Consider the following 24,049-nt stretch of genomic DNA (forward strand, 5'->3'; position numbering starts at 1 on the left):
GCCATGAAATCTTTCGATTTCACGGCATTTTCTGGTGCGATGGAAGGGACTCGAACCCCCGGCCTACTGATTCGTAGTCAGTCACTCTATCCAGCTGAGCTACCAACGCATACGTTCCGTTCGGAACATGATGTATTTTATCACCGAACCGGGGTTTTGTCAACACTTTTTCAGAAATATTTTTGAGATTCCTGAAAAAGAACGTCTTTTCATCCACTTTTCTTTTATTTTCTATGCATCAGCCCTGCTCTGCCAGAGCCTGCGCAATGCGGACGCCGGTGGGCGTGGCGGCAAGACCGCCCTGACCGGTCTCGCGGAGGTCGGGGGAGAGCAGGCTGCCCACGCGGCCCATGGCGTCGATGACCTCATCACAGGGGATGGCGTAGTCCACCCCGGCAAGGGCCATATTCGCACAGGAGACGGCATTCACTGCGCCAACGACATTCCGCTTGACGCAGGGAACTTCCACGAGGCCGGCCACGGGGTCGCAGACGAGGCCCAGCAGGTTGCCCAGAGCCATTGCGGCGGCAGCGGCGCACTGCTCAGGCGCGCCGCCCTTGAGGTGGCAGAGAGCGGCGGCTGCCATCGCGCTGGCAGCGCCCACCTCGGCCTGACAGCCGCCCTCCGCGCCCGCGAGAGTGGCGCGGGCCGCGATGACCTGACCGAACCCGGCGGCGACATAGAGGGCGTCGCAAATGGACTCTTCGTCGGCCTCGCCGCTGCGGGCCAGCGGCAGCAGAACAGCGGGCAGGACGCCGCAGCTGCCCGCCGTGGGGGCAGCGACGATGCGCTTCATGCAGGCGTTGCACTCGGCGGTCTTGAGAGCTTCGGCAGTCACTGCGGCGAGGTAATCGCCGCCAAGGCTCTTTCCTTCTTGATGGGCCTGCTCCACCCTGGCTGCATCGCCGCCCGAAAGGCCGCTTCGGCTGCGCTGGGCCGGGTCATAGTCCCGGCTGGTGGCCTGCATCACCTGCCAGAGGTGGTGCATCATCTCCCGGCTGTGGGCCTCGGTGAGGCGGCTCTCGGCTAAATCACTGCGGAGGATGGCCTCCGAAAGGGAAATATTCTGGCTGCGGGCAGCGGCCAGCATCTCTTCACAGGATAAAAACGACACTTCTCAGCCCTCCTCGCATTCTTCCGGCTCGTCGATGTTCAGGCAGGTGACTTTGCGGATGCCCGGCATCACGGCCATCTGCTGTTCCAGCACGTGGGGGATGTGGGAGTCGCATTCCAGCACCATAACGGCGTAGCCGCCCGTCGCGGCGCGGAACACCTGCATGGACGCGATATTGATGCGGCGCTGGGCCAGCGACATAGTGACCTCGGCGATGCAGCCGGGGGTGTCCTCGTTATGGATGATAAGGGTGTTGCTGTCCCCGCCAAAGTCGGCAGGCACACCGTCGATCTCAGTCACGCGGATGCGTCCGCCGCCCACAGAGGCCGCCTTCAGGACGAGGGTCCGGCCCGCCTTACTCTTTAAGGTAAGCACCGCCGTATTCGGGTGGGCGGCACGGAGCTCCACCGGATGGATGGTGAACTTCATGCCGGCCTCCTCGGCCAGCGCGAAGCTGTCGGGCAGGCGGGGGTCGTCTGGGCGGAGGCCCAGCAGGCCCGCCACCAGCGCACGGTCGGTGCCGTGGCCCCGGCCTGTGGTGGCAAAGCTGCCGTAGAGTCCAATGTCCGCCTCGGCGGGGACATCGCCCAGCAGCTTCTGAGCCGTATATCCAATGCGGGCTGCACCCGCCGTATGGCTGGAGGAGGGGCCGATCATCACCGGCCCGAGAACGTCGAACAAACGCATGAGGTGTACACTTCCTTCCGTTTTGCAGCGCCCGGGACTCCATTCGCTGACAAAAGAACAGATTTTCTTTCTTTTTATTATACCGCTTTTGAGCTTATTGTGCTATAATAACTTCATAATGTTTTGAATCTTGCCCTTTCAGGGGGCAGCACGGAGGGTAGAACCTATGAAACTGGTAAGCGTGGAAACTCCCGAAAAGAGTGTCTGCAAAATGACTTTCAGCGCTTCGGCTGAGGAGCTGGAAGCTGCGTCCAACGCCGTGTACGAGCGCACCCGCGCAACGTACACCATCAAGGGCTTTGCCAAGGGCGAGGCTGACCGCGCCCAGATCGAGGCCGACCGCGGCGAGCACACCTTCTGGTACGACGCCATCAACGATTTGATGGACAAGGATGTCCCGGCCCTATACGACGCAGCGATGGCAGAACACGGCTTCCACGCTGTGGACGAGCCGGTCTACGACCTGGTCAGCGTGAAGAAGGACGAGGGCTTTGTGGCCACTGCCACCACCGCCCTGCAGCCTGAGCTGAATCTGACCCAGACCACCGGCTTCAAGACCGAGTGCGTCACCCCGGAAGTCACCGACAAGGAGATCGACGCTGTGCTGGAGCGCCGCCGCGCCATGGCCGCTGAGCTGGTGCCTCACAAGGGTCCGGCCGTCAAGGGCAACATCGTCCACATCGACTACGAGGGCCTGCTGGAAGGCAAGCCTTTCAACGGCGGCACCGCCCAGAACCAGACCCTGCAGCTGGGCAGCGGCCGGATGATCCCCGGCTTCGAGGAAGGCATCCTCGGCCACAAGGGCGGCGAGGAGTTCGACATCTTCGTCACCTTCCCGGCACGCTACCACGTCAAGGACCTGGCCGGCAAGCCCGTGGTCTTCAAAATCAAGCTGCACGACGTCTGTGTCCGCCAGCTGCCCGCTCTGAACAGCGATTTTGCCAAGAAGGCTGCCAATGTGGACACCATGGACGAGTTCCGCGCCCAGATCCGTCAGCAGCTCCACGACAATAAACACGCCGCCGCGCTCAACCGCGCCAAGGACGCCATCCTCACCCAGCTGGCCGCAGCCGCTGAGGGCGAGCTGCCCAGCGTTCTCGTCGAGAGCGCCTATCAGCAGGAGATGGAGCAGATCCAGCAGCAGCTGCAGATGCAGCGCCTGAGCCTCGACCGCTACCTGAGCCAGATCCATCAGACCCGCGAGAGCTTCACTGCCGCTGTCCGCACTGCTGCGGAGAAGAACACCCGCGCCCGGATGGCCCTGCTGCAGATTGCTCAGAACGAGGACCTCGTTCCCACTGAGGAGGACATCGACAAGACCCTGTCCGAGCGCGCTGAGCGCACCAAGAAGACCCTCGAGGAAGTCAAGGCTGCGTCCAACGTGGAGGCCATGCGCCGCAACGAGGGCATCCGCCGCGCTGCCGACTATGTCATCGAGCACTCCACCATCGAAGAAAAATAATTTATCCTGCTTTTGCGCCTGCACCACTGTGCAGGCGTTTTTTATTGTTCATTTTTTCTCTCTTGACTTTTTTTCTCTGCTGCGGTATTTTTAAGGTGAGAAATTCTATCCGGCCGCAGCTGCGGCCCGGACGGATAAAGTAAAATCTTCTGCGGGACATTCCGCTCATCTATTTTATTGCGACAGGAGGTTTTCCTTATGAAAAAGTTTCTTCTCGCTCTTCTGACGGCTGTCACGGCGGCTGCGCTCTTCTGCGGCGCGGCAGCACCTGTGGCCACTTACAGCGCCAGCTATGACGCACCGGCCGGCATCAACGCCATCGTGGTGCAGGACAACAGCGCTGCGGTCATTCTGCAGGCCGCCGACATCGACCACATCCGCGCCGATTACACCTACACCTCGAGCTACGCCTTTGAAAGCTCCAAGCTCTACGACTTCACGGTGGCGGGCAGCACCCTCACCGTGACCAAGACCCGGGAGCCCAACGCTTCCCTCATCATCCAGAGTGAGGACACCCGCAGCTGCACCCTGACGCTGCAGGTACCCCGCCAGACGCTGGCAAACATCACCGTCAGCACCACCAACGACAGCATCACGCTGGACGGCGTTTCGGCACAGACCGCCAGCCTCACCACTGACAATGGCCGCATCGAGGTATCGAACTTCAACGGTTCCACCCTGAGCGGCACCACCCGCAACGGCAAGATCACCATGAGCGGCGTCACCTCCCAGAATGTGGCTGCCACCATCCAGAACAGCGGCACCCTCAAGCTGGAAAACATCTCTGCCAACGTCTGCAACGCCAAGGTGCAGAACGGCAGCATCACCGGCTCTGTGATCGGCAGCGGCAGCTCTTACGGCTTTGATCTGGCCGCAGGCGGCGGCAAGATCCGCGTCTCCGACGCCAGCGACAAGAACTTCGTCTTCTTCGGCAAGGACACCCTGCAGCAGAATGCAGATGCCCCCAACAAGCTGAACCTCGCCACCAAGAACGGCGACGTTGAGGTCGAGTTCGTCCGTTAAAAGAACATTAAAAATGCCTGTGCAGCATCTGCCGCACAGGCATTTCTTTTTGTCCGGATACGGTCAGCTGAGCCAGTTGAAGCCCATGACCACCACGCCGAGGATGACGAGGATGATGCCGGTGGCGCGGTTGAGGGTCTTGGCGTCGGCCTTATTGGCAAAGACCGCCGCGATGCGCGCCCACAGCAGGGTGAAGACGACGCAGAGCACCCAGACGTGCCAGTCCGGTGCGCCGCCGATGGCAAAGTGACTGACAGCTCCGGTCAGGGCCGTGAAGGTCATGATGAACACGCTGGTACCCACAGCCGTTTTCAGCTCGTAGCCGAGGACGCTGGTGAGGATGAGGAGCATCATCATGCCGCCGCCTGCGCCGATAAAGCCGCAGATGAAGCCGATGAGGATGCCGCAGACGATGGACTGGATGGCCCGCTTCTTTGCGCTGACGCCCTGCATGGCCTCTTTGGTGGTCATGACGGGCCGGACAATGAACTTGATGCCCAGCAGGAAGGTCATGAACACCGAGAAACTGCCCATCGTGGCCGAGGGGAGCAGGCTGGCCACCCAGCTGCCCACCACCGTGAACACCAGCACGCTCACCATCATGATGAGGCCGTTTTTGATGTCGAGGTTCTTGTTTTTATGGTAGGTGTAGGCCGATACGGCGCTGGCCAGCACATCCGACGAGAGGGCGATGCCCACGGCCATATAGGGGTCCATATGCAGAAAGGTGATGAGCATGGGGCTGATGACAGCCGCCGCGCTCATGCCCGCAAAGCCGGTGCCGAGGCCCGCGCCCATGCCGGCGAAAAAGGTGACTAAGATCGTAAATAAAATGTTCATGTTTCTCCTTCCAGAATGGCGTCCAGATTCTTATTTATGATGTCCATCGTCTCGAAGAACGCCTTTCGCTGTGCTTCATTGGTGTGTTCCAGCAAACGCGCACCAAATTCCTCCTGCAAGGCCCGGCCCTGCTCAATGATGGGGCAGGCTTTTTCGGTGCAGCGCAGCAGGGTGCGGCGGCGGTCGCCGGGGTCAGCCTCGCGGACGAGGTAGCCCTCCTGCACCAGACGGTCTACGTTCACCGAGACGAGGTTTGCTTTCAGTTTGCGCACCTCTACCACGTCGCTGGCAGTCTGGTAGCCGGGGTTGTTGGCGAGGAACATCAGGATGTCAAAAGCCGTCTGGGGCAGATGGAGCTTCTGGCACAGGGGCTTGCAGAGGGCGGCGTAAGCCGCCGAGGTCTTCCGCCCAAATTCGATGCCCGGGGTATTCATGGGGCGCCTCCTTGTGATTCAAAATTGTATCATTCAAATTTGAAGTAATAATAGCACAAAAACGCAGCGATTGTCAAGAGAAAAGGAGCGGCCCGCATCTTGCAGGCCGCTCCCTGTTTCCGTTTTCTTTACAGCATCATGATGAGCCGCGTGCCGAAGGCCGCCAGCCATGCTACGATGCACTGATTTGCCACCATGATAAACGCCCACTTGCCGCCCAGTTCCCGCTTGACCGAGGCCACCGCCGCGATGCAGGGCGTATAGAGCAGGCAGAACACCAGCAGGGGTGCAGCCGCCGCCGGGGACAGCGCGGCGGCAAAGGCCGCAGAGGAGCCATAGAGGATGGTGAGGGTCGAAACGACGCTCTCCTTGGCCATAAAGCCGGTGATCAGGGCCGTAGACACCCGCCAGTCGGCAAAGCCCAGTGGCGCAAACAGCGGCGCGATACCGCTGGCCAGCCATGCAAGGATGCTCTGCTGCGGGTCAGCGGTGAGGCTGAGCCGCAGGTCGAAGCTCTGCAGGAACCAGATGATGATGGTCGCCACAAAGATGACCGTAAAGGCGCGCTGGAGGAAATCGCGGGCCTTTTCCCAGAGCAGCTGGACCACATTCTTGAGGCCGGGCAGGCGGTAGTTGGGCAGCTCCATCACAAAGGGGACGGCCTCGCCCTTAAAGACACTGCTCTTCAGCAGGATGGCCATCAGAATGCCCACCGCAATGCCGAGGAAATAGAGGCTGACCATCACCAGAGCCGCGTGCTCCGGGAAGAAGGCCGCCGCAAACAGGCTGTAGATGGGCAGCTTGGCCGAGCAGCTCATAAAGGGGGTGAGCAGGATGGTCATTTTGCGGTCGCGCTCCGAGGGCAGGGTGCGGCTGGCCATGACGCCGGGGACGGTGCAGCCGAAGCCGATGAGCATTGGCACGATGCTGCGCCCCGAGAGGCCGATGCGGCGGAGAAGCTTATCCATCACGAATGCCACGCGGGCCATGTATCCGGTATCCTCCAGCAGAGAGAGGAAGAAGAACAGGGTCACGATGATGGGCAGGAAGCTCAACACACTGCCCACACCGGTGAAGATGCCATCGATGACCAGCGAGTGGACGGCTGCGTTGACGTTCCACGCCGTGAGGGTGGAGTCCACCGCGGCGGTCAGGGCATCAATGCCCACTTCCAGCAGGTTCTGGAGCGCCAGACCGATGACGCCGAAGGTGAGGTAGAACACTAGCGCCATGATGCCCACAAAGGCCGGGATGGCGGTATAGCGGCCCGTGAGGAACCGGTCGATCTGGGCCGAGCGGAGCTGCTCCTTGCTCTGGCGGGGCTTCACGACGGTCTGCTCCACCAGCTGGTGGATGAAGTGGAACCGCATATCCGCGATGGCGGCGGCGCGGTCCAGACCCCGCTCCTGCTCCATCTGGACGATGATGTGCTCGATCATCTCTTTTTCGTTCTGGTCGAGCTTCAGGGCCGCCTCGATGCGCTGGTCGCCCTCCACGAGCTTTGTGGCCGCAAAGCGCACCGGGATGCCTGCGGCCTCGGCATGATCCTCGATCAGGTGGATGATGCCGTGGATGCAGCGGTGGACTGCGCCGCCGTGATCCTCCTCGCTGCAGAAATCCATCCGGCCCGGCCGCTCCTGATACTTTGCGACATGGAGCGCATGATCCACCAGCTCGTCCACACCCTCATTCTTTGCCGCAGAGATCGGCACGACCGGGATGCCCAGCATGGCCTCCATCTTATTGATGCGGACAGTGCCACCGTTGCCGCGCATCTCGTCCATCATGTTCAGCGCCAGCACCATCGGCGTATCCAGCTCCATGAGCTGCATAGTGAGGTACAGATTCCTCTCGATGTTGGTGGCGTCCACGATATTGATGATGCCCGTGGGCTTCTCGCCGATGATGAACTGCCGGGTCACGATCTCCTCGCTGGTATAGGGCGACATGGAGTAGATGCCGGGCAGGTCTGTGACCTCCGTATTCGGGTTATTCCGGATCGCACCGCTCTTGCGGTCCACCGTCACACCCGGGAAATTGCCGACGTGCTGGTTGGAGCCGGTGAGCTGGTTGAAGAGGGTCGTCTTGCCGCAGTTCTGGTTGCCCGCCAGCGCAAAGGTAAGGGTCGTGCCGTCGGGCAGAGGGTTCTCGCCCTTTTTGGTGTGGTAGCGTCCGCCTTCGCCGAGGCCCGGGTGCTCCACCGGCTTGTCACTTTCTGCCGCCGCCTTTTTCACCGCCGGGGCTTTGGCCAGAGTGACCCCGATGCGGGCGGCATCGTCCAGCCGGAGGGTCAGCTCGTAGCCGTGGATGCTCAGCTCCATCGGGTCGCCCATCGGGGCAAATTTGACCAGCGTGACCTCCTCACCGGGGATCAGCCCCATATCCAGAAAATGCTGCCGCAGAGCGCCTTCGCCGCCCACGGTCCCGACCACGGCGGTCTCGCCGATGTTCAAATCTTTCAACGTCATATGGAATGTTCCTCTCGAGCGCGTTTGTTAGTTTGCATTAACAACAGTAATATAGGCTAACTTTCCGGCGTTGTCAAGAGAAACGGGGCTGTTCTGAACTGTTCTCTGAAAAAAATCATGCCGCCTTCCTCGAATATCAGAAAAAGTGCAAAAAATAAGAGCCTGTACCCGGGAAGTACCCGCCGTACAGGCTCTTATCGTTTTTTATTCAGTTCGCGCTGTGGTAGCCGTCAGGGTTCTTCTTCTGCCAGTTCCAGCTGTCGGCGCACATTTCCTCGATGCCGTACTCAGCCACCCAGCCAAGCTCATTCCTGGCCTTGGTGGGGTCAGCATAGCACTCGGCGATGTCGCCGGGGCGGCGGGCCTCGATGACGTAGGGGATGGGCTTGCCGCAGGCCTTCTCGAAGGCGTGGATGACATCCAGCACGCTGTAACCCTTGCCGGTGCCGAGGTTGCAGATGAAGAGGCCGCAGTTCGTTTCCAGCTTCTTGATGGCGCAGACATGGCCGCGGGCCAGGTCCACGACATGGATGTAGTCGCGGACGCCGGTGCCGTCGGGAGTGGGGTAGTCATTGCCGAAGACATGGACCTTTTCCAGCTTGCCCACAGCCACCTTGGCGATGTAGGGCATGAGGTTGTTGGGGATGCCGTTGGGGTCCTCGCCGATGAGGCCGGACTTGTGGGCGCCGATGGGGTTGAAGTAGCGCAGCAGAGCCACGTTCAGGGTGGGGTCAGCCTTGCAGACATCGGTGAGGATGCGCTCGGTCATGGCCTTGGTGGTGCCGTAGGGGTTGGTGGTTGCACCCACGGGGAAGTCCTCGGTGATCGGCACACTGGCGGGGTCGCCGTAGACGGTGGCGGAAGAGCTGAACACGAAGTTGTGGCAGTTGTGCTTGCGCATCACATCCAGGATGACCAGCGTGCAGTTGAGGTTATTGTAGTAGTATTCGATGGGCTTGGACACGCTCTCGCCAACGGCCTTATAGGCTGCGAACTGGATGACCGCCGTGATGTCGGGACACTCGGCGAAGATCTTCTCCACATCCTCGTGTTTGGTCATATCGGCCTGATAGAAGCGGAAGTCCTTGCCGGTGATCTGCTTGACGCGGTCGAGGACCACAGGGGATGCATTATAGTAATTGTCCGCCACGACGACGTCGTAGCCGGCATTCAGAAGCTCGATGCAGGTGTGGCTGCCGATGTAGCCTGCGCCGCCGGAAACCAAAATAGCCATGTCCAGTACCTCTCTTGTTCCAAATGTTGCTTCGCACAGAGCCCTTGTGCTCTGTCTGCCTAAAGGATACCGCTTTTTGCACAGAGAATCAAGTACCGGCTTTTTTATTAAAATGTATTTTTGTTGCATCTTTTCATCCAGTCTGATGAACTGCAAAGATTTTTAGTCTGCAAGGCATGGAGAGGACACGCAAAAAACAGCAAAGGGCAGCTCCCACAAGAGAGCTGCCCTTTGCTGCGGCTGATATTTGCTTAGAAAACGGATTCTCTTTTATAATCGGCCGCACTGACGGCCGGTGAAGAAGCGGAGCGTAGTGTTGGCTCGGAAGACTTTGCCTGCCCGCAGCACCGTCGTCGGGAACTCCGGGTGAGAGGGGCTGCAGGGGAAGTGCTGGGTCTCAAGGGCAAAGCCGCCGTACTTTTCCAGCGGGACGCCGCCCTTGCCGGGGGAGGGGCAGTCCTGCAGGAAGTTGCCGGTGTAGAGCTGGATGCCCGGCTGGGTGGTGTACATCTTCATGCTGATGCCGGTCTTGTCGCTGGACGCCCAGGCGCAGAGGCTCTGGCTGGCACCCCGGGGCCGGTCGAGGACATAGCAGTGGTCGAAGCCGCCGCCCGCCATGGTGGTCTGGTAGAAGCCGGTGTCGAGGTCGCGTCCCAGAGGCTTTCCGGTGCGGAAGTCCATCGGCGTACCGTCCACAGGCAGGATCTTACCCGTGGGGCAGGTCTCGTTGTTGCCCTCGAGGTAGTTGGAAGCGTAAATGCGGAGCTTCTGGCCCAGCACATTGCCGCCGCCGTCGAGGTTGAAGTAGGTGTGGTTGGTCAGGTTGATGATGGTGTCCTCGTCAGTGGACACACGGTAGTCCATCCGCAGGGTGTTGTCTGGCGTGAGGATATACCGCACACTGACCTTCAGATTTCCGGGGAAACCGTCTTCGCCCGCCGGGCTTTCGGTCTCCATCAAAAGGGTGTCGCCGAACATCTTCACATCGTAAATTTTGCGGGGGAAGGTGCCGTGCAGGTGATTTTTGCCATTGTTGGCTTCCAGCTTGTAGGTCTTCCCGCTGAGAGAAAATTCCGCATTTTCAATGCGGTTGGCGTACCGGCCCACGAACGCACCGCAGCAGGTGCTGCCGGATGAGTTGAAATCCGCCTCATAGTCGGCGAGGGTGTCGTGTCCGACGACCACATCCACCGGACCCGTTTTTGTAGGGACGAAGAGATTTTTGATCACACAGCCATAGTTCAGCACGCTGATCTCAAGTCCACCGGGATTGGAGATGATGTATTCATCCACCTTATCGCCGTTTTTGGTCACACCAAAGGGCTTGGAGCGGAACTGTGCCATAAGGCTCGCCTCCTTCTTCATTATTTTCGGTCAGGGCAGCGCAGCCCCGGCCTCGTCCATAATTATGATTATAGCACAGTTTTCCAGACTTGTGTGAGAATGCTTTTAGATTTATCTTCCAAAATTTCGAGAGATTTTTTGGATATATTGCGAAACAGAAAAGGGAGCTGCTGCAAAATGCAACAGCTCCCTTTTGAATCTGTATAAAATTATGCTTCCGGCTGAGCCTCGGCGGCGTTCGACTGCGCGATATACTCGGCGGCATCATCGGGGATGTCGTCCATTCCGTCGTCACCTACATCGACCACCAGCGGCGGCTTCTTGAAGAGGATGTCGTAGAGGATGGGGACGATGTACAGGGTCATCAGGGTGGCATAGCTCAGGCCGCAGATGATGACGATGGCCATGCCGCTCATGAGCTGGCTCGCCATATCGTTGCTGAACACCATCTGCAGCATGGCCAGAACGGTGGTCAGGGTGGTCATGAGGATAGGACGCATACGGGTCTTGCCGGTGGCGACAAGGGCCGCACGGCGCTCCAGACCGCCCAGACGCAGCTGGTTGGCGTAGTCCACGAAGACAATGCCGTTGTTGACGACGGTACCCATCAGGACGATGAAGCCCATCAGGGAGATCATGGTCAGCTGCTGGCCGGTGACCAGCATACCCAGCAGGCCGCCAGTGAAGGCCAGCGGCACCGTGAACAGGACGATGAAGGGGGACAGCAGGCTCTGGAACTGAGCCACCATGACCAGATAGACGAAGGGCAGGGCCAAAGCCATCCACTGCACCATCTCATCGACCATCAGGTTGACGGTGGAGGACTCGCCGCCCAGCGAGAAGGAGCAGCCCTCGGGCATCTCATCGGTGAGGGCGAAGGCGTCCAGCGTCTTCTGCAGCACGCGGGACTGGACCGTGGTGTTGTAGCCGTCCAGCGTGTCTGCCGTCACCGTGATGTAGCGGGTCTGGTTCTCGCTGGTGATGGAGTCGGGGGCAGTACCCGTCGTCCAGGAAGCAATATCGCCCAGCGTGCAGGTGCCGGTGGTGGTAGTGCCGGTGGCGTCCATGACACTGGTGGTGAAGGTCATGTCCATCATGTTTTCCTTGGTCATAGGGTCAAGATTATCGCTGATCTGGACTTTCATGGTGGAGCCGTCTACCGTGACGGGCGTCTCCGCCGTCGTGGTGGTGGTGAGCTTGGCGGCGATCTGCTGGTAGACCTGCGCAACCGTCAGGCCATAGGCGCGGACCTTGTCGCGGTCGATGTCCAGATTGATGGTCGCATCGCCCTGACCGAGGCCGGTGGCGGCATTGGCGAAGCCCTCGGTGTCGTTGACCATCTGGACGACCTTATCGCCCAGTGCAGTAATGGTATCGGCGTCGGGGCCGTAGATCTTGACAGAGAGGCCGCTGCTCAGCTGGCTGGTCAGATCCTGCATACCGCTGATCTCGACGGTGCCGGTGCAGTTCCCGACGCCGGAAACGGCATCATTCAGGGCCTGCTCCACGGCGGCGATCCGGGTAGAGGACAGTGACTCGTCCAGCATGACGTTGAACTGGTAGCTGCCGTAGCTGTTGGCGGCGCTCAGCAGGTCGGTAATAGCGCTGGGCAGGCCCAGCTGGCCGATGTCGATGCCGGCCACAGTGGTATCGGTGGTGACGCCCACCTCTTCCACGCCGTCCACGGCCATGACGGCCTCGACGACCTGTCCGGCCACACCGTAGGATTCCTCTTTGGTCAGGCCGTCGTCGGTGGAGAGGGCGATGGTGGCCTCATTGCTGGAAATTTCGGGCAGAAGGACGACGCCCATGGAGAAGACCTTCCAGCCGCAGAAGGCCAGCAGCACGACAGCGGCCAGCAGCGGCAGAGCGCGGTGCCGCAGGCACCACTCGAGGCTGTGGGCATACTTATCCTGAATCTTTTCGAACCAGACCAGACGCTTCGGCTCAGCCTTTTTCAGGACAGTGGAAGCAGCGGCAGGCACGACGGTGATGGCTACGATGAGAGAGGCCATCAGGCAGTAGCCGATGCACATGGACATGGGCTGCAGCAGGCTGCGCACCGTACCGGAGGCGAACACCACCGGCAGGAAGACGCAGACCGAAGTAAGGGTGGATGCCACGACCGACATTCCCACCTGACGAGCGCCCTGCACGGCGGCGCGGGCCGCCGGTACGCCCCGGCCCCGCAGACGGTAGATGTTCTCGATGACGACGACCGAGTTATCCACCAGCATACCGACACCCAGCGACAGGCCCGCCAGCGTCATGATGTTCATGTCGAGGCCGGTGAAGTACATCAGAACGACGGCGAACAGGACGGACAGCGGGATGCTGACGCCGACCACGAGGGTGGGCTTGATGTCCTTCAGGAAGATGGCCAGCACGATGATGGCCAGCGCAGCGCCCACCAGCATACTGCTGATGATGCTGTTGACGATGATGGTGATGTAGTTGCCCTGATTGGACAGGACGACGACGTGAAGGTCAGAATACTGAGCCTGCAGCTCCTTGAAGGCATTCAGGCAGCCGTCCGAGACGCTGCTGGCGCTGGAATTGGCGTTGCGGAAAATTTTCAGCACCACGGCCCGCTCCCCGTTCAGGCGGGTGTAGCTGGCCTCGGCGTTGTCGATGACGGCCACGTCGGCCACATCGGAGAGGCGGACATCGCCGAAGCCATCGACGTGGAGCAGAAGTGCGCCCTCGATGTCCGAAACGCTGTCGTACTCTTCGCCGACCTTCAGCAGCCAGGACTCGCCGCTCTTATCGGCGACGTAGCCGGCAGGCATCGAGAAGTTCTGAGCGTAGATGAGCTGGGCGAGGGTCTTGATGTCCAGCTGCTTGGCCACATCGGCGCTGGCAAGGGCCTTTTCCTTGCTCTCCTCGTAGAGCTGCTTGGCGTCTTCCAGCTGGTTCTCATAGTCCTTGAGCATCTCGCGGGCCTCGGTAAAACGCATATAGGCGCTGAGCTGCTGGCTGGAATAGCTGCCCAGAGCGACGGAGAACTGGTTCATCAGGCCGGGGACATTGTCCATGGCTTTGATGACCTCGTCCAGAGTCTTATAAATGGTGCTCAGGCTGTTGGAGACTTCCAGCTCGTCGGCAAGGTCGGAGACGGTGCCGTCGCTGGTACCCAGACGGCCCTGCAGCTCTTGCAGAGCGGCGGTGAGCCTATCGGTGATGTCGCGCAGCTCGCCGACGATCTCGATGAGGGAGTCGATGTCCCGCATACCGGTCTGGTTGAACTGGTCCACGACACGCTGCAGGCCGTCGCGGACGTCGATGAGGGCCTGCTGGATCTCCGGTTCATTGACCACGCCGATGAGCTGGTTGACGCTGTTCAGCAAAGCCTGCGCCTGGTCGCGCACGACGGTGACGGCGTCGGCCACCTCCGTACCCATCTCTGCCATGACCGTATCGGAGACGGTGTTGCCGAAGTTTTTCAGCTGTTTTTCATACTCGGCGCGGCCCTCGGCGATTTGCGCCTCCGCGGCGTCGAGCTGGGCGCGGGCGTCGGCCAGCTGGGTGTCGATGAGTTCCAACAGGCGGGCGTTCACTTCGTCTATCTTATCCTGATTCAGCTGCACCTGCACCATCTTTTCGATGAGGCCGTTGGCCGACACACTGGAAACGCCGCTGGTGCGGCCCACATAAGGCACGAGGGTGTTATCCACAAAATCCGACAGATCGTAGACATCGCTGCCCTCCCGGCTGACAGCCACCGTCATAAAGGCGTTCATGTTCAGGCTGTACTCGATGATGGAGGGGGTCAGACAGGTGCTGGGCAGACTGGACGCAGTCTGGTCCACCTTATTGGAGGTCTTGACCATCGCGCTGTTCATGTCGGTGCCTTCGGCGAATTTCATGAGCAGAAGGCTGTAGTTTTCTGCCGAGGTCGCCGTGATGCTCTCGACGCCGGACACTGTACCCAGCGCGTTCTCCATCACATCGGAGACTTCTGATTCCACACGCTCCGGGCTGGCACCGGGGTAGACAGTGACCACCATGAGGTATGGCGTGCTGATGTCGGGCAGAAGGTTCGTCTGCAGGTTCGTGATGGACACGAAGCCCAGCAGCAGGACCATGATGACCGCAACAAGGATGGTGAACGGCTTTTTGACACTGAATTTTTCCATGATTTCCTATCCATTTCTTTTTTATGCCGCCGCGCGGCAAGAGGTACGCCGCAGCCACAGCAGTACCCTCTGAACGCTTCTTATCATTCCTATTATACACAAGGGAATCCCCCTTGCAATAGTCCTGAAGTAAATCTTTAACAAAACTTTCCTTAAATCGCCTTAGTTTAGGAAGTCAATGGGAAGATCCCGGCTACTTTCTTGCCATATTTCGTGGAAATACGGGCCGGATTATGCTATACTAGAATGCAGAATGGAATTTTATCGCAATTTCAGGCACAGCGCCTATCCAGACTGCATAAGGCCCATGTTCCGGGCTTATATACGTTCGATACGACCTCAAAGAGGAATGCTATGAAGAAAGTTATATCCGTCCGTTTCAAGGACAACGGCAAGACCTATTATTTTGACCCCGCAGACACCCCCATCAAGACCGGCGACTATGTTATCGTCGAGACAGCCCGGGGCGTGGAGTGCGGCGAAGTGGTGCAGGGCGTGAAGGAGATCGCCGACTCCGCTGTCCCCAAGGCCCTCAAGCCCATCACCCGGATGGCCGACAGCGTGGATGTGCGCCGGATGCGCCAGAATCGTGAGGACGAAAAGCGCGCCTACCACACCTGCCAGGAGTGCATCGCCCGCCACGGGCTGGAAATGAAGCTGGTGGAGGCCGAATACACCCTCGACCGCTCCAAGATCATGTTCTATTTCACCGCCGATGGCCGTGTGGACTTCCGTGAGCTGGTCAAGGATCTGGCCGGCATCTTCCACACCCGCATCGAGCTGCGCCAGATCGGCGTGCGCGACGAGAGCAAGATGATAGGCGGTCTGGGCATCTGCGGCCAGCCCTTCTGCTGCAGCCGCTTCCTGAAAGACTTTCAGCCCGTCTCCATCAAGATGGCAAAAGAGCAGGGTCTTTCCCTCAACCCGACCAAGATCAGTGGTGCCTGCGGCCGCCTGATGTGCTGCCTGGCCTACGAGGAGAGCGCCTACGAGTACCTGAACAGCATCATGCCCATGGTGGGCAGCACCGTCCGCACACCAGACGGCCTCGGCACTGTGCTCGAGGTCAACCCCATCTCCGGCTATCTGCGGGTGCGCTGCGGCACCGAGGCCTTCGCGCCCCGGTACTATAAGGTGAGCGTCTGCGAGTATATCTCCGGCGGCAAGCGCGCACCCCGCCGCCCCGACCCGGACGACGATTATTCCGGCGTGCGCGACCCTGCCCCGGTGGTGGCTTCGGCCAACGCCAACGGCACCTCGTCCTGCCCCGGCTGCGGCAGAAAAGATAAAAAATAAGAGGCTGGAAATAGCGGGGTCTCTGAGCGGTTAGTCTGTTAAAACTAACTTTGCTTCGTGATTTTCGCCAAAAAACCTCTTCAAATTTCTCCAAAAGTTAGCCTGTGCTTTTGTGCAACCCACCAAAAAACGAAAAATTGCTTTTGGGCGGGTACGGTTAGTCTTGCCTTTTTGAAACGGCTTTGTTAGAATGCAGTCAAGGATACGATTTCCGAGGGGTCTGCCAGAGCCGTGCAGGGGCAGATTTCTTCATAAATACTGAGCACGGGGAGATAAAGGAGAGTTCTATTATGGCACACAAGGTTTCTGACGCATGTGTTGGCTGCGGCGCTTGCGAGGGCGCTTGCCCCGTTGGTGCAGTCGCTGTTGAGGGCGGCGTTGCAGTTGTGAACGCAGACGCTTGCATCGATTGCGGCGCTTGCGAGGGTGCTTGCCCCACCGGTGCTATCACCGCTGAATAATTTTTAGCAGATAGCGCGCGAATAACGCATCAAAAGCAGCAGACCTGCCAGGCGGGTCTGCTGCTTTTCTTTCTTGCATAATTTTTTCATCTTTCGGGACACAATATTTTGTCGGAGGATTTCGGCTGGGCGTATGGAACATTCTACCGAGATTTTGTATAATAAAACAGAAGTATACTGCTCCGCCGTCCACCGGTTCGGCTCGGACGCGCTTTTGCTGGCCCGCTTCTGCGAGCCGCGGCGCAGCCAGAAGGCGGCAGACCTGTGCTCCGGCTGCGGCATCGTGAGCCTTGAGTGGCACGACCGGGGCCATCGCGGCCTCTGCGCCGCCGTGGAATTGCAGCCCGAGGCCAGTGCGCTCTTACAGGAGGCTGTGACCGCGCAGGGCATCGAGCACATCACCCCTTATCTCACCGACCTGCGCACCTTCCGGGAAGGGGAGGGCCAGTTCGATGTCTGCGCCTGCAACCCGCCCTACTTTACCGCCGGGCCGCAGAGCACCGACGCGGGCCGTGCCACGGCCCGCCACGAGACGGACTGCACCCTCGAGGATGTCTGCGCCTGTGGTTTCCGCCTGCTGAAGGACGGCGGAAAGCTTTCCCTCTGCCATCGGCCCGAGCGTCTGGCCGAGGTGCTGGCTGTGCTGCGGGCGCACCGCCTCGAGCCGAAGCGTCTGGCCTTTGTGAAGAATAAGTCTGACGCCGCGCCGTGGCTTTTTCTTGTGGAAGCCCAGAAAAACCGCCGCACCGGCCTGCGCATCGAACCGGATGTGCTCATCACCGCCGGGGCGGCGATGTACGGAGAAGTAAAATAACAACATCAGGGAGGTCAATCATGGCCGGTATTCTTTATATCGTGGCAACCCCCATCGGCAATCTGGACGACATGCCGCCCCGCGTGGCCGCCACCTTCGGCGCGGCGGACTTCGTGGCCGCCGAGGACACCCGCGTGACCATGCGGCTGCTGAACTATCTGGGCCTGAAAAAGCCGATGGTCAGCTACTACGAGCACGCATTGCAGAAGGGCGAGGGTATCCTGCGCCGCATTGAGGCGGGCGAGAACTGCGCCCTCTGCTCTGACGCCGGAATGCCCTGCGTCTCTGACCCGGGCGAGGTCATCGTGCGGGACGCGCTGGCCCGGGGCATCAAAGTCGTGCCTGTCCCGGCGGCGTCCGCCTGCGTGACAGCGCTGGCCGTCTCGGGCCAGGACACCTCCCGCTGGGTGTTCGAGGGCTTCCTGCCTGTGAACCGGAAGCAGAAAAAAGAGCGTCTTGCTGAGCTTCTGGGTGAAAAGCGGACCGTCATCTTCTACGAAGCACCCCACAAGCTGCGCACGACGCTGGACGACCTCGTGAACGCCTTCGGCCCGGAGCGGAGCATCACCCTCTGCCGTGAGCTGACCAAGCTCCACGAAGAGATTTGGAAGACCACCCTCGGGGAGGCACAGGCCCACTACGCCGCCAACGAGCCGAGAGGCGAGTATGTTCTGGTCATGGCCGGTGCGCCAGCTTCCACAGAGCCGGAAGCAGAAATGACCCTCGAACAGGCCGCACAGCGCGCCCTCGAGCTGACCGGACAGGGCTTCGGCCCCACTGCCGCCGCCAAGGCCGCAGCCCAGGGGACGCCCTACTCCAAGAGCGAAGTATATAAGGCCCTGCTGACCATCCAGCAGCGCGACCCGGAATAAAATTTGAGGAGGATCCTTTTCCCGTGACGAAACTTCTGATTTTGAGCGACAGCCACAACAGCCGTCTGGCCATCGAAAACATTCTGGCCGCCGAGGCGGACAGCATCGACGCGCTCATCTTTCTGGGCGACGGCCTGCGCGACCTCGAGCAGGCGCTCACCTTTTACCCCTCTCTGCGGGCCTATGCTGTAGCCGGAAACTGCGATTTCGGTGCGCTGGAGCCGCTGGACGGGCTTGCCGCCTTTGACGGGGTGGTCGTCTTCTACACCCACGGCCATATGTACGGGGTGAAATACGACCTCGACACGCTGGCTGACGCAGCCGCAGCCCGGGGCGCGAACGTCGCCCTCTTCGGTCACACCCACATCCCGGTGGCAGAAGAGCGGGGCGGGGTGTTCCTGTTCAACCCCGGCTCCTGCGGCCGGTGCTACACCGGCCCCAACACCTACGGCATCCTGACCCTTGCCGACGGCAAGGTGGTCAGCCACGAGCACAAAGAGGTACCCAAAGCATGAGCATCAACGAGGTGCGCTGGCTGTCCGAGTGCGGCAGCACCAACGCTTACGCAAAAGAGCATTTTGAAGAGTTCGGCCCGGTGGGCGCGGTATACACCACCAATCAGACCGCAGGCCGGGGCCGTCTTGGCCGCAGCTGGGTGAACGCCGAGGGCCGCGCCCTCTATTATACGGCGGTCATCCGGGAGCCTCTGGCCCAGCCTGCCACCCTGCCGCTGCTGGCAAGCCTTGCCGTCCGCGATCAGCTGGCCCAGCGCTACGGCGTGGACTGCCAGATAAAATGGCCCAATGACCTGCTGCTGAACGGCAAAAAGATCGTGGGCATCCTCTGCGAGAGCGTCAGCTACGGCTACCAGATGCAGGGCCGGGGCATCGTCTGCGGTATCGGCATCAATCTGGCACAGCCCCAGAGCTATTTCGACGCCGCAAACCTGCCCAACGGCACCTCCCTCGAATTGCAGGGCGCGAAAGTGGACCTTGCCGCCGACCCCCAGTGGCTGGCCGAGGCGCTGACGGACTTCGGCTTTGACCGTCCGCTCTACACCTTCGCGCGGGAGGGCTTCGCTCCCTTCCGGGACGAGTACAAGGCGGCCTGCGTCAACCTGGGCCGCCACGTCACCTTCGATTTGCCGGGCGGCGGCACAGGCAGCGGCACAGCCATCGACGTGGACGCCGACGGCCAGCTCATCGTCCGCACCGACAGCGGCGAGGAGAAGGTCTTCACCGGCGAAGTCTCCGTCCACGGCATCTACGGGGCCGTATAAATTTTCCAGCATTCCAGCGCCTCTGCGGGCCGTCCGGCCCCGGGGGCGCTTTTCTTTCCTCCCTGCAAAGTTTGTGGAAAACTCGGGTTTTCCCACGGTTTTCCACACATGGTTTTTGCCGGGCAGCGTTTGTGGAAAACTCCTGCGCCAAAAATTCCAGAGGGGAGAGGCGCTTTTGCCCCAAGCGCGAAACGCCGCAGAAAATAAATTTTTGGCCTCGACTTTCTTTTCAAAAAAAGGCTCTTCGACCCCTTTTCTCTCCAGATTTTCCCTCTTTTCCCGTTTTGGAATACATCGTGTATAACCCAAAACTCAATTTTCTGTGGAAAACTCGGTGGAAAAAGTGGAAAACACTGTGGGAAGCCCTACTTCTTTTTCACAAAATCGGTGGAAAACCCAGTGGAAAAAGTTAAAAAATCATTCCAGATGGGATACTCTTCCGATAACCGCCCCAAAATGGAGCCCCGCACTTCCCACGGATTTTCTTGAATGAGCCGGGCAAACATGATACAATGAAAGACAGAAAATGGCCCCGGACATGGGCCGCAAAAATTTCTTTTCACGGAGGCGTCTGCCTATGAACTGGATCTCCCGCCTTGAGCGGAAATACGGCCGCTTTTGCATCCCCAACCTCATCTCTATCATCGTAGGTGGACAGATTTTAGTCTACGCCATCGAACTGTTCGTCAACCAATTCATCTCAGTCTATCTCGGCCTGAGCCGGAGCCTGCTGCTGATGGGGCAGGTGTGGCGGCTCATCACCTTCGTCTTTATCCCGTTTTCGGGGGGCGGGCCGCTGAGCGTCATCCTCGGCATCTACTTCACATGGTTCATCGGCACGGCGCTGGAAAAGGAGTGGGGCGATTTCCGCTTCAACCTCTACTTCCTGCTGGGGATGATCGGCACCGCGCTGGGCTGTCTCGTCACCGGCATCCCTGCCGACACCTACTGCCTGTCGCTGTCGTTGCTGCTGGCTTTCGCCATGCTCTACCCCGAGGTGCAGGTGCTGCTGTTCTTCGTCATCCCGGTAAGGGTGAAGTATTTCGGTCTCTTCGCCGCTGCCATGTGGCTGTTCAGCTTCCTGACTGCCGGGTGGCTGTATAAGGTGAGCTATCTGCTGAGTATGCTGGGATTTGCGCTCTTCTTCGGGCCGCAGGCACTGCGCAGCGTCCGGGCGTGGATACGTCGGGAGCAGTGGAAGCGGAAGAACCGGAGGTGAGCCGCTCATGATGATAGACCGCCTTGCGGGCAATGCGGCCCTGAAAGACAGCGTCCGCCTGATGCTGGGCAGCAGCCGCCTGACCCACAGCGTGTTATTGGTGGGCGAGACGGGCCTGGGCGCGGGCTACGCGGCCCGGTGCGTGGCGGCAGACTATCTTTACCCGGCAGGCGGCGCACCTGCTGAGGCCCTTCTGCGGGGCGAATGCTGCCGTGCCGTGGGCAAAGCCGGTGACCGCGACAGCGGCCGCATCGAGACCGGCGTGGTACGGGAGGCCATCTCCGTCACCGGCATGGGCTCGGGCGGGCGGTATCTCGTCAGTCAGGTCAAGGCCATGCGCACCGAAATTTTCAATACCAGCCTCTCCGCCGAGGGCCGCGCCGTCCTGCTCTACCATGTGGAGCGGATGAACGAGGAATCCGCCAACGCCTTGCTGAAGGTGATGGAGGAGCCGCCGGAAGGCGTGCTCTTCCTGCTGACGGCAGACTCGCTGGCCGGTGTGCTGCCCACCATCCGCAGCCGCTGCGTCAGCTTCGCCGTGGCCCCGGTCAGCCCCGAGGAATGCGCCCAGTGGTGCATCGGGCAGGGCGTGGACAAAAAGCAGGCCCGGCTCTACAGTGAGCTGTTCGACGGCCACATCGGCACAGTGCTTGCCGCCGCCCGGGACGACGCCCGCCGGGAACAGGTGGAAAAGGCCCTGACGCTGGCCAAGGCCGCGGCGGCTCACGACAGCTATGCCGCCGCCGTCCTACTGGCCGGGTACGAGAAGGACAAGGCCGCAGCAGCGGCCCTGCTGGGCGATTTCCGGGCCGTGGCCGCCGCCGGACTCCGGGGATGTACCAGCACCCCTCTGACGGCTGACGCCGCCCGCCGCGCCCTCTCGCTGGCCGATGCGGCCATTCAGCGGCTCGCCGCGCAGGTAAACCCCAAAATCACTCTTTCCGTTCTTGCAGCGAAGCTTGGATAAAGCAAAAGCTCCCCTTCCGGGGAGCTTTTACTATTGCTATTTGATTCTATTATCTTTTGCGGGACCGACTCCGCCGCCGCAGGTTCAGCGAACCGCCGCCGGCCACCATCGTCAGGAAGCCCAGCACGATGAGGATGCCGATGAGCGCGGCCATGAGAAGAAGAGTCGTTTTGGCGTCGGTGCGAAAGTCCGACACATATTCTTTGTGGGTCACAAGGTCCACCGTTCCCATCTCGTAGCCGTCGAGGTAGACGGTGGCCGTACCAAGCACAGCACCCTCCTTGACGGTGGCCGAAGTGCTCTCCGGCACCGAGAACTCGAAGGTCACTTCATCGTCGGCGTGGCCGTAGCCGCTGAGGCCGCTGGCGGCGTAGAGCTCCACGGCTTCCTCCGTGCGGCACTTGGTCAGCGGGACGGTGGTGAGCACCGTCTCCGTGTCCACGAGCTGACGGTCAGAAAAGCTCGAGAAAGCCCAGTCCAGAATCTCCGCACACTCGCGGTAGATGTTGTTCATATCACTACCCAACACCACGAGGCCGTAGGTGTGGCCGTCCTGCTGGGCAAAGGTGACGAAGCACCGGCCTGCGAGGGTAGTAAAGCCGGTCTTCATGCCCCGGACATAGTCGCGGTGATAGGCATACTCCGGGTCCAGCATGAGGTTGGTGGACTTGATGCTCCGCTCGTTCTGGTGCAGGTTCGTGGCGGGCAACGTATAGGTGAGGGTGTTCGCGGCCTGCATATAGGTCTCGTTAGCGTAGCAGGCAGCGGCAATTTTTGCAAGGTCCTCTGCCGTGGAGACGTTGCCGTAGTCGTACAGGCCGTGGACGCAGGTGAAGGTGGTGTCCATGCAGCCCAGCTCCTTGGCGCGGGCGTTCATCTGGGCCACAAAGGCCGTCAGGTCGCCGCCCGAGACGTCGCTGGCGATGACGCTGGCCGCGTCGTTGGCGCTGGCCACCAGCAGACCGTAGAGCAGGTCGATGCGGCGCACCGTCTCGCCGATGCGGAGGTTCATGGTGGAGCCGTTGGCGTTCTGGATGTCCTTGAACTCCTGGGTCAGGCTGGTGGGGATGGTGATCTCAGCGTTCATGTCTTTGCCGCTCTCGAGGAAGAGCAGAGCCGTCATCATCTTGGTGAGGCTGGCGATGTAGCGCTGCTGGTCAGAGTTCTGCCTGAGGATGGGCTTGCCGGTATCCAGATTGAAGAGATAGACCGACTCGGCGTCGCTGGCCGTCTGGATGGGCATCTGATAAGCGGCAAACCCGGGCAGGGCGGCGCAGATCATCAGCACCAGCGTGAGCAGCAGCGCCGTGCTCCGGCGCAGGAAGGTGGGTCGATTCATAGGCTTGTCCTCCTTAACATTCAAACATCAGCCAAACACTTTGTGCCAGAATGCACTCAGCCCGTGCTTCTCGGGTTCAACCTCGGGCTCTGCCGGGGCGGGGTGCAGTTCGGGGCTGGTAAAGGCCCAGTCGAACAGCTCTGCCGCCTCCCGGAAGATATTCTGGGAGTTCGAACCCAGAATGACCAGCCCATAAGTATGGCCGTCCTGCTGGGCAAAGGTAACGAAGCACCGCCCGGCCTGGGTGGTGAAGCCGGTCTTCATGCCGTGGGCATAGCTGCGGTAATAGCCGCTGCCGGGCTGCAAAAGCTTGTTGGTGGTCGTGACCGTCCGGGCCGGATGCACGTTGGTGGCGGGCAGTTTATAGGACATTGTGTCCGCTATCTGGCGGTAGGTCGGGTCCGCATAGCAGGCCAGCGCGATCTTCGCCATATCACGGGCCGTGGAGTAGTTGCCGCCGTCGTAGAGGCCGTGGGGGCAGGTGAAATGGGTGGCCGTACAGCCCAGCTGACTGGCCCGGACGTTCATCTGGGCCGCGAAGGCGGCCAGACTGCCGGAGGTATCGACGGCCAGCACGCTGGCTGCGTCGTTGGCACTGGGCAAGAGCATGGCGTACATCATATCGATGCGGCGCACCGTCTCGCCGGCCTGCAGGCCGATGGTGTGGCCCCGGTTGGCCCGGATGGACTGAAGTTCCGGCGTGAGGCTGGCCGGGATGGTGATACTGGCATTGAGGTCGGTGCCGCTTTCCAGCACGAGAAGGGCCGTTATCATCTTGGTCAGGCTGGCAACGCAGCGGGGAAGGTCGGGGTTCTGCTCCACGAGAGCTTCGCCAGTGTCGGCATCGAAGAGATAGATGGATTCCTGCGGGTAGGCGGCCTGAATAGGCATCGCGTAGACGGCGAAACCGGACAGTGCCGCTGTAGTCATGAATGCAGCGGTCAGGGCCAGAGCCAGAAACCGCTGCGCAAAGGGATGAAACTGCATAAATTGATACTCCTTCGGAAGCCTGGGGGCTTCCTTGCTCCGACAATAAGAGCTATAATAAAGAATACCATAA

At 60.4% G+C, this 24,049-nt stretch carries 20 protein-coding genes and 1 tRNA gene; 10 read left to right on the forward strand and 11 right to left on the reverse strand.

What is annotated here, in order from left to right:
* Positions 1–32: 32 nt before the first annotated feature.
* From AAAU26_RS10485 to sdaAB, 3 genes are all read right to left on the reverse strand, one after another.
* Positions 33–109 (reverse strand) — tRNA-Arg (locus AAAU26_RS10485).
* Positions 110–238: 129 nt separating this feature from the next.
* Positions 239–1,114 (reverse strand): L-serine ammonia-lyase, iron-sulfur-dependent, subunit alpha, encoded by an 876-nt coding sequence (sdaAA, locus tag AAAU26_RS10490; RefSeq protein WP_227619222.1) that lies wholly within the window; start codon positions 1,112–1,114, stop codon positions 239–241.
* Between the two features lie 3 nt (positions 1,115–1,117).
* Positions 1,118–1,801, reverse strand: a complete 684-nt coding sequence (sdaAB, locus tag AAAU26_RS10495) for an L-serine ammonia-lyase, iron-sulfur-dependent subunit beta (protein ID WP_149794767.1) — start codon at positions 1,799–1,801, stop codon at positions 1,118–1,120.
* A 166-nt stretch (positions 1,802–1,967) separates the two neighbouring features.
* On the opposite strand from sdaAB, the gene tig reads away from it, so the two are divergent.
* Positions 1,968–3,263 (forward strand): trigger factor, encoded by a 1,296-nt coding sequence (gene tig / locus AAAU26_RS10500; RefSeq protein WP_227619223.1) that lies wholly within the window; start codon positions 1,968–1,970, stop codon positions 3,261–3,263.
* 198 nt (positions 3,264–3,461) lie between these two features.
* Positions 3,462–4,286, forward strand: a complete 825-nt coding sequence (locus tag AAAU26_RS10505) for a DUF4097 family beta strand repeat-containing protein (RefSeq protein ID WP_227619224.1) — start codon at positions 3,462–3,464, stop codon at positions 4,284–4,286.
* A 63-nt stretch (positions 4,287–4,349) separates the two neighbouring features.
* Here AAAU26_RS10505 and AAAU26_RS10510 read toward each other — a convergent pair whose 3' ends face one another.
* The 6 genes from AAAU26_RS10510 to AAAU26_RS10535 form a co-directional block, all read right to left on the reverse strand.
* Positions 4,350–5,126, reverse strand: a complete 777-nt coding sequence (locus AAAU26_RS10510; RefSeq protein ID WP_227619225.1) for a sulfite exporter TauE/SafE family protein — start codon at positions 5,124–5,126, stop codon at positions 4,350–4,352.
* A complete protein-coding gene (locus AAAU26_RS10515; RefSeq protein WP_227619226.1) occupies positions 5,123–5,560 on the reverse strand; it encodes a MarR family winged helix-turn-helix transcriptional regulator in 438 nt (145 codons plus the stop codon). Before AAAU26_RS10515 ends, AAAU26_RS10510 begins: the two co-directional genes overlap by 4 nt.
* Before the next feature lie 128 nt (positions 5,561–5,688).
* A complete protein-coding gene (gene feoB / locus AAAU26_RS10520) occupies positions 5,689–8,028 on the reverse strand; it encodes a ferrous iron transport protein B (RefSeq protein WP_227619227.1) in 2,340 nt (779 codons plus the stop codon).
* Between the two features lie 208 nt (positions 8,029–8,236).
* Positions 8,237–9,262: a UDP-glucose 4-epimerase GalE gene (gene galE / locus AAAU26_RS10525; RefSeq protein WP_227619228.1), complete on the reverse strand. Its 1,026-nt coding sequence runs from the start codon at positions 9,260–9,262 to the stop codon at positions 8,237–8,239.
* A 270-nt stretch (positions 9,263–9,532) separates the two neighbouring features.
* On the reverse strand, positions 9,533–10,606 hold the full coding sequence (locus AAAU26_RS10530) for an aldose epimerase family protein (RefSeq protein WP_158403201.1): 1,074 nt from the start codon (positions 10,604–10,606) through the stop codon (positions 9,533–9,535).
* Between the two features lie 209 nt (positions 10,607–10,815).
* Positions 10,816–14,742 (reverse strand): efflux RND transporter permease subunit, encoded by a 3,927-nt coding sequence (locus tag AAAU26_RS10535; RefSeq protein ID WP_227619229.1) that lies wholly within the window; start codon positions 14,740–14,742, stop codon positions 10,816–10,818.
* 354 nt (positions 14,743–15,096) lie between these two features.
* Between AAAU26_RS10535 and AAAU26_RS10540 the strand changes: the two genes are divergently transcribed.
* The 8 genes from AAAU26_RS10540 (at position 15,097) to AAAU26_RS10575 (ending at position 21,650) form a co-directional block, all read left to right on the forward strand.
* Positions 15,097–16,038, forward strand: a complete 942-nt coding sequence (locus AAAU26_RS10540; protein ID WP_227619230.1) for a PSP1 domain-containing protein — start codon at positions 15,097–15,099, stop codon at positions 16,036–16,038.
* A 290-nt stretch (positions 16,039–16,328) separates the two neighbouring features.
* Positions 16,329–16,499 carry a 4Fe-4S ferredoxin gene (gene fdxA / locus AAAU26_RS10545; RefSeq protein ID WP_015565033.1) on the forward strand — a complete coding sequence of 57 codons (171 nt, stop codon included), beginning with the start codon at positions 16,329–16,331 and terminating at the stop codon, positions 16,497–16,499.
* Positions 16,500–16,632: 133 nt separating this feature from the next.
* Positions 16,633–17,313, forward strand: a complete 681-nt coding sequence (locus AAAU26_RS10550) for a tRNA1(Val) (adenine(37)-N6)-methyltransferase (protein ID WP_227619231.1) — start codon at positions 16,633–16,635, stop codon at positions 17,311–17,313.
* A 20-nt stretch (positions 17,314–17,333) separates the two neighbouring features.
* Positions 17,334–18,185 carry a 16S rRNA (cytidine(1402)-2'-O)-methyltransferase gene (gene rsmI / locus AAAU26_RS10555; protein WP_149794756.1) on the forward strand — a complete coding sequence of 284 codons (852 nt, stop codon included), beginning with the start codon at positions 17,334–17,336 and terminating at the stop codon, positions 18,183–18,185.
* A gap of 23 nt (positions 18,186–18,208) precedes the next feature.
* On the forward strand, positions 18,209–18,700 hold the full coding sequence (locus AAAU26_RS10560; RefSeq protein ID WP_149794755.1) for a YfcE family phosphodiesterase: 492 nt from the start codon (positions 18,209–18,211) through the stop codon (positions 18,698–18,700).
* Entirely contained in the window at positions 18,697–19,464 is a 768-nt protein-coding gene (locus tag AAAU26_RS10565; RefSeq protein ID WP_158403207.1) for a biotin--[acetyl-CoA-carboxylase] ligase, read from the forward strand. The genes AAAU26_RS10560 and AAAU26_RS10565 overlap by 4 nt, the downstream gene beginning before the upstream one ends.
* 577 nt (positions 19,465–20,041) lie before the next feature.
* Positions 20,042–20,683 (forward strand): rhomboid family intramembrane serine protease, encoded by a 642-nt coding sequence (locus tag AAAU26_RS10570; RefSeq protein WP_217210707.1) that lies wholly within the window; start codon positions 20,042–20,044, stop codon positions 20,681–20,683.
* A gap of 7 nt (positions 20,684–20,690) precedes the next feature.
* A complete protein-coding gene (locus tag AAAU26_RS10575; RefSeq protein ID WP_227619232.1) occupies positions 20,691–21,650 on the forward strand; it encodes a hypothetical protein in 960 nt (319 codons plus the stop codon).
* Between the two features lie 49 nt (positions 21,651–21,699).
* Here the strand turns inward: AAAU26_RS10575 and AAAU26_RS10580 are convergent, their stop codons facing one another.
* Positions 21,700–22,989 (reverse strand): D-alanyl-D-alanine carboxypeptidase family protein, encoded by a 1,290-nt coding sequence (locus AAAU26_RS10580; RefSeq protein ID WP_227619233.1) that lies wholly within the window; start codon positions 22,987–22,989, stop codon positions 21,700–21,702.
* A 27-nt stretch (positions 22,990–23,016) separates the two neighbouring features.
* A complete protein-coding gene (locus tag AAAU26_RS10585) occupies positions 23,017–23,976 on the reverse strand; it encodes a D-alanyl-D-alanine carboxypeptidase family protein (RefSeq protein ID WP_227619234.1) in 960 nt (319 codons plus the stop codon).
* Positions 23,977–24,049 lie beyond the last annotated feature (73 nt).

This window comes from Faecalibacterium longum (assembly GCF_040094125.1).
GTDB classification, from domain to species: domain Bacteria; phylum Bacillota; class Clostridia; order Oscillospirales; family Ruminococcaceae; genus Faecalibacterium; species Faecalibacterium longum.